This window comes from Streptomyces sp. (genome assembly GCF_031178505.1).
Lineage (GTDB): Bacteria > Actinomycetota > Actinomycetes > Streptomycetales > Streptomycetaceae > Streptomyces > Streptomyces gulbargensis.
Window position 1 is genome coordinate 1 of the sequence record NZ_JAPSIW010000434.1, and the last position, 5,969, is coordinate 5,969.

The 5,969-nt window shown below is 67.5% G+C and carries 5 protein-coding genes; all 5 read left to right on the forward strand.

The window, feature by feature from the left end; translation table 11 throughout:
* Positions 1-335 precede the first annotated feature (335 nt).
* On the forward strand, positions 336-2,129 hold the full coding sequence (locus tag RIF68_RS24395) for an FAD-dependent monooxygenase (protein ID WP_309053440.1): 1,794 nt from the start codon (positions 336-338) through the stop codon (positions 2,127-2,129).
* A gap of 26 nt (positions 2,130-2,155) precedes the next feature.
* A complete protein-coding gene (locus RIF68_RS24400; protein WP_309053441.1) occupies positions 2,156-3,340 on the forward strand; it encodes a maleylacetate reductase in 1,185 nt (394 codons plus the stop codon).
* A gap of 26 nt (positions 3,341-3,366) precedes the next feature.
* The gene (locus RIF68_RS24405; protein WP_309053442.1) at positions 3,367-4,287 is read left to right on the forward strand and encodes a dioxygenase; all 921 of its coding nucleotides are present in this window, start codon (positions 3,367-3,369) and stop codon (positions 4,285-4,287) included.
* Positions 4,284-5,279, forward strand: a complete 996-nt coding sequence (locus RIF68_RS24410; protein WP_309053443.1) for a D-glycerate dehydrogenase — start codon at positions 4,284-4,286, stop codon at positions 5,277-5,279. The genes RIF68_RS24405 and RIF68_RS24410 overlap by 4 nt, the downstream gene beginning before the upstream one ends.
* Positions 5,280-5,549: 270 nt before the next feature.
* A partial coding sequence (locus tag RIF68_RS24415) for an SDR family NAD(P)-dependent oxidoreductase (RefSeq protein ID WP_309053444.1) occupies positions 5,550-5,969 on the forward strand: 420 nt, incomplete at its 3' end.

The following is a 5,969-nucleotide window of genomic DNA, read 5'->3' on the forward strand; positions in this document are numbered from 1 at the left end:
AACAGCTCCCACAACTGGTCACCGAGCAGTCGTCCGGACGCTCTCTGACTCGCCATGGCAGTCATGATCACCGGCCTGGTCGACCCCACTCAACGCCTCAGCCATAACTATTGAAACCACTTCTAAGTGCTGTCCGTCATGTCCACAACAGCGAAGCCCGACGGGGCTATCCCGGTGCTCCAGGCGGGCCCCGCCCGTCCCTGTCGTCTCCGCGCAGTGTTCCGCGGTCTGCGCGCATTGCTCGGCCGCCCACGGCCTGAAGACAGTGATCGATGCCACACTCGGGAGCGTTGCGCGGACCATGTGGGTCCGCAGCCGGTGGAGGAAGGACGATAATGGCCGTTTTCAACGACGGACTCGCGGAGACAGCGGTTCCGGACACCGGCATGGTCGAGACGGACGTGCTGATCGTCGGCTCGGGTCCAGCCGGGGCCTCCGCGGCTCTCTTCCTGTCCTCCCTAGGGGTTTCAAACCTCATGATCACCAAGTACCGGTGGACGGCGAACACCCCGCGGGCGCACATTACCAACCAGCGCACCATGGAGATCTTCCGGGACCTCGGCATCGAGGACCAGGTGCTGGCTGACGCCACACCACACGAGCTGATCGGCGACACGGTGTTCTGCACTTCGATCGCCGGGGAGGAGATCGGCCGGATCCTCACCTGGGGTACGCATCCGGCCCGCCATGCGGACTATGAGCTGGCATCTCCCTCCTTCAACTGCGATATTCCACAGACCTACCTTGAGCCGATCCTCGTCAAGAACGCCACTGTCCGAGGCACCCAGACCCGGTTCTCTACCGAGTACGTCTCGCACGTCCAGGACGACGACGGCGTCACCGCCACCGTCCTTGACCGGCTCACTGGACGCGAACACACGATTCGCGCGAAGTACCTCATCGGATGCGACGGGGCCCGATCCAAGGTTGCCGCTGACCTCGGCCTGCCCTACGAAGGGAGGATGGACATCGCCGGGTCCATGAACATCACCTTCAAGGCCGACATCGCCGACCTCGTCGGTCACCGACCCTCGGTGCTGTACTGGGTGATCCAGCCGGGCTCCAACGTAGGCGGCATCGGGGCGGGGCTGGTGCGCATGGTACGGCCGTGGAACGAGTGGCTCATCGTGTGGGGCTACGACATCGCCGAGGAGCCACCGGTTGTCGACGAGGTGGAGGCCATGCGGATCGTGCGAAGCCTCCTGGGCCTTCCCGAGCTGGAAGTTGAGATCACGGGCACGTCCCTGTGGGGCAACAACGAGCAATACGCCACCCACTTGCAGAAGGGCCGGGTCTTCTGCGCCGGCGACGCCGTGCACAAGCACCCGCCGAGCAACGGCCTTGGTTCCAACACCTCAATCCAGGACTCGTACAACCTCGCCTGGAAGCTCGCCGCTGTCCTCAAGGATCAGGCCGGCCCCGAGCTATTGGAGACCTACAGCGCGGAGCGCGCCCCCGTGGCCGAGCAGATCGTGCGGCGCGCCAATCAGTCCGGACGTGAATTCGGCCAGCTGTTCGAGGCCCTCGGCATCACCGATGCGAGGACAGAGGCCGAGATGGTGAAGCGGATAGAGCAGCGCAAGGCCAACACCGCCGAGGGTGCCGCCAAGCGCGCTGCCATTCGGGCGGCCATGGAGATCAAGGACTATGAGTTCAACGCCCACGGCGTGGAGCTTGGTCAGTTCTACGAGTCCACGGCTGTTCTCTCCGACGGCTCCCCGCGTCCGGTTCCAGCCCGCGATCCCGAGCTGTACTACCAGCCCTCCACAGTGCCCGGCTCCCGACTGCCCCACGCCTGGGTGGGTGACGCCCGGCATAAGCTCTCCACCCACGACCTCGCTCTCGGCAAGGGCTTCACTCTGTTCACCGGCATCACCGGCCAGGCATGGGCCGACGCCGCCCAGCGCGTCGGTGAGCGGCTTTGCATCGAGCTGCGGGCGGTTGTGATCGGTCCGGGCCGGGAGGTCACCGACCTTTACTTCGACTGGGAGCGGCTGCGGGAGGTTGCCGAGGACGGCGTGGTCCTGGTGCGCCCGGACAAACACGTCGGCTGGCGCTCTATGGGCCTTGCCGACGACCCCGAGACTGCCCTCGCCGACGCCCTCACTTCAATTCTGAGCCGATCCTGATTCGCTCCCGACCCGGAAGGACCGACATGTCCTTGACCTTCACTCACGAGACCCTCGGCCAGCGCGTGCTTTTCGGAGCCGGCCTGGCTGCCGGGCACCTCGCCGCCGAGGTGCAGCGCTTCGATGCCCGCCGCGTCATGGTTATCGCCGCGGCGGCTGAGAGGGAGCTCGCCGAGCGCATCACGGCGGGCCTGCCTGTGGCCCTACTCCACGACGACGTTGCTCCACACGTCCCCGTGGGCAAAGCCGAGCAGGCCCGCGCCGCGGCCGCCGAGCACGATGTCGACCTGCTCGTCAGCGTTGGCGGCGGCTCCACCACCGGGTTGGCCAAGGCCGTGGCCCTCACCACTGGCCTGCCGATCGTCGCCGTTCCCACCACCTACGCCGGCTCCGAAGCGACGAACGTGTGGGGCATGACCGAGGCCGCCCGTAAGACAACCGGGGTCGACGCCCGGGTGTTGCCGGCGGCAGTAGTTTATGACGCCGACCTAGTGCTCACGCTGCCCGTAGAACTCACGGTGGCCTCCGGGCTCAACGCCCTGGCCCACTGCGTCGACTCCCTGTGGGCTCCGGGAGCCAACCCGATCAACCAGACGATGGCGCTGGAGGGCGCTCGAGCTCTGACCGTCGCCCTGCGCGGCATTGTCGCTGACCCCACCAACCTTGGCGCGCGTGAGCAGGCCCTGTACGGGTGCTACCTCGCCGCGGTCGCCTTTGCCTCCGCCGGGTCGGGGTTGCACCACAAGATCTGTCACGTCCTGGGCGGGACCTTCGACCTGCCCCACGCGCAGACCCACGCCACGGTGCTGCCCTACGTGCTGGCGCTCAACGCCCCGGCGGTCCCAGAGCTCGCCGGGCGCCTGGCGACCGCACTCGGTCATCCTCCGGCCGCGGTCGGGGAGGACGGACGCGCGGCCGCAGCGGCGATGCTCAACGGTCTGCCCGTGGTCGAGCCTGAGTGCCCGGCCGCGGCTGCTGTGGCCGCGCTGAACCGTCTGCGGCGGGATCTGAACGCCCCGGCGGCCCTGGCCGAGATTGGGTTCACCGAGGCGGGGATCCCCGAGGCTGTGAAGCGGGTGGCGGCTGCGGCTCCGGCCTCGAACCCCGTGGTGGTGACGGAGAAGAACCTCACCGTCCTGCTCACCGACGCCCTTCGCGGAGCCGCCCCCACCCGTCCGTACCAGCCGGTGCCTGCCCCAGCCACGCACTGACCTTCCGCACTGACCAGGAGCACCCCATGAGCGAGACCACCAACGATACCACCGGCACCGTCAGCGCCGATCAGGCCATCCGCGAGCAGGCCCTCACGGAAAAGGTAATCGCCTCCTTCGAAGCCACCCCCGATGCGCGGTTGAAGGAGATCATGCAAACCCTCACCAAGCACCTGCACGCCTTTCTCCGCGAAACGCGCCTGACTGAAGCCGAGTGGGAGTCCGGCATCACCTTCCTCACCTCCGCCGGACACATCACCGACGAGAAGCGACAAGAGTTCATCCTGCTTTCCGACGTGCTCGGCGCCTCCATGCAGACCATCACCGTCAACAATCCCGTCGCTGGCAAAGCCACCGAAGCAACGGTCTTCGGGCCATTCTTCGTCGAAGATGCCCCGGAGATCCCCAACGGCGGAGACTTGTCATTCGGCGCGTCCGGACAACCTTGCTGGGTGGAAGGCATCGTCACCGACACGTACGGCACGCCGATCCCCGGCGCCCGGATCGAGGTGTGGGAGGCCGACGATGAGGGCTTCTACGACGTCCAGTACGACGACGGTCGCACCACTGCCCGCGCCCATCTGTTCACCGACGAGCACGGGGCCTACCGCTTCTGGGGGCTCAAGCCCACCCCCTACCCCATCCCCCACGACGGTCCAGTCGGGACGATGCTCGCAGCCACAAACCGGTCCCCGGTGCGCGCCTCGCACCTGCACTTCATGGTCACAGCCGAGAACCAGCGGACCCTGGTGACTCACATCTTCGTGGAGGGTGATCCACAAATCGAGATTGGCGACTCCGTCTTCGGGGTCAAGGACTCCCTGATCAAGCAGTTCGAGGACCAGCCAGCCGGATCACCCACACCGGATGGCCGCGACCTCGGGGACCGGCCGTGGAGCCGGGTACGCTTCGACGTCGTCCTCGCCCCGGCCGAGTCGGGCCGGTGAGCCTGGCACCCCATTACCTCATCACCACGCCCGTCCCGGAGCCCGGCCCGTCATTGATGGCGGCCTCTGGCGCCGTGACCGTGCTGCCGAGCGCACCGGACCACGAGACGCTGCGTCAGCTGTGCGCCTCCGGTGACTTCGACGTCGTGCTCACTCAGCTGCGTGACGTCGTCGACGCGGACTTGCTCGCCAAGGCGCGAATCAAGGGAGTCTCCAACTTCGCTGTCGGGTTCAACAACATCGACGTCGCCGCCGCCACCCGACACGGCGTCCTGGTCGGCAACACCCCGGGCGTACTGACCGATGCAACAGCCGACGTCGCCATGGCGCTGGTCCTCGCCACAGCCCGCCGTGTGGTGGAAGGCGACCGCATGGTGCGGGATGGTCGGTTCACCGGTTGGGAGCCGGAGTTGCTACTGGGCCGCGACGTCTCTGGGGCGGTGCTGGGCCTGGCCGGTTTCGGGCGCATCGCCCGAGCCACTGCCCGCCGGGCCCTCGGATTCGGGATGGAGGTACTCTTCGCCCCCCGCCCACCCGGGGACCGTCCGGTCGCTGACGACGAGCTCGGCGAGTTCGCCGGCCGTGTGCGCCAGGTGCCGTGGGACGAGCTCATGGCCCGCAGCGACTACCTGTCCTTGCATGTGCCCCTCGTCGAATCCACCCGGCACCTCGTGGAGCGGAACGTGCTGCGGCGGATGAAGCCCGAGGCCGTCCTCGTCAACACGACCCGCGGGCCGGTCGTGGACGAGCGCGCTCTCGTGGAGGCGCTGCGCGCCGGTGAGATCGCCGGTGCCGGTCTGGACGTCTATGAGGACGAGCCGCGGCTGGCGCCCGGCCTGGCCGAGCTGCCCAACACCGTCCTGCTGCCCCACGTGGGCAGCGCCACGGTGTCGGTCCGCCGCGAGATGTCCCGGCTCAGCGCCCTCAATGCCATCGCGATAGCGGAGGATCGCGTGCCACCCCATCTGGTCAACCCGGAGGCGATGAGGTGACCCGTCCCGCCTTTTGAAAGCCTGCCAATCAGGTTCTGCAGGCCCTGCCGTCGCTTCGACAGCGGGGCCTGTTCGTGTTCGCACGGTGCTGTGCGTCCCCCCAACAGTGCGGTGCGCTCACCTGACACCAACGTGATCTGCGTCACCACTACTGTCGAAAACAAGCTTCAGACGCCGGACCGGCGAGAGGCATGGCGCCCGAGGCGCCATGCCTCTCGTCGATCCATCCGTCACCGTCCCACTCCTGATGATAAGGATCCGGATACGCCCATGCCTTCGCCCCATGAAACGCCCACCGCCCGGAACGACGTTCTGTCCCTTTTCGACCTCACCGGTGACACCGCCGTCGTCACCGGCGCCGGAAGCGGACTCGGCCGGGCCATAGCGGAGGCCCTGGCCTCGGCCGGTGCCACCGTCGGCCTTGTGGACGTCAACACCGACCGCCTCGAGGCCGTCGCGCAGCAGATCACCACCGATGGCGGAGCCTGTCTGCCGGTCACAGCAGACGTGACCGACCCGGAGTCCATCTCGACGGCTGTGCGCCGAGTCAAGGCACACTTCGACGGCCTGGACGTGGTGTGCGTCAACGCCGGGATCTCTCGCGGACCGGGCTTCCCGGAGGAGGGCGGCACGCTGGCCGGCACCGATCCAGAGGACTGGGGCGCCGTCATCGACGTCAACCTCCACGGC

Excerpts from the sequence above, each read along its gene's own strand:
- RIF68_RS24395 (WP_309053440.1), top strand. The coding sequence starts at position 336 with ATGGCCGTTTTCAACGACGGACTCGCGGAGACAGCGGTTCCGGACACC.
- RIF68_RS24400 (WP_309053441.1), top strand. The coding sequence starts at position 2,156 with ATGTCCTTGACCTTCACTCACGAGACCCTCGGCCAGCGCGTGCTTTTC.
- RIF68_RS24405 (WP_309053442.1), top strand. The coding sequence starts at position 3,367 with ATGAGCGAGACCACCAACGATACCACCGGCACCGTCAGCGCCGATCAG.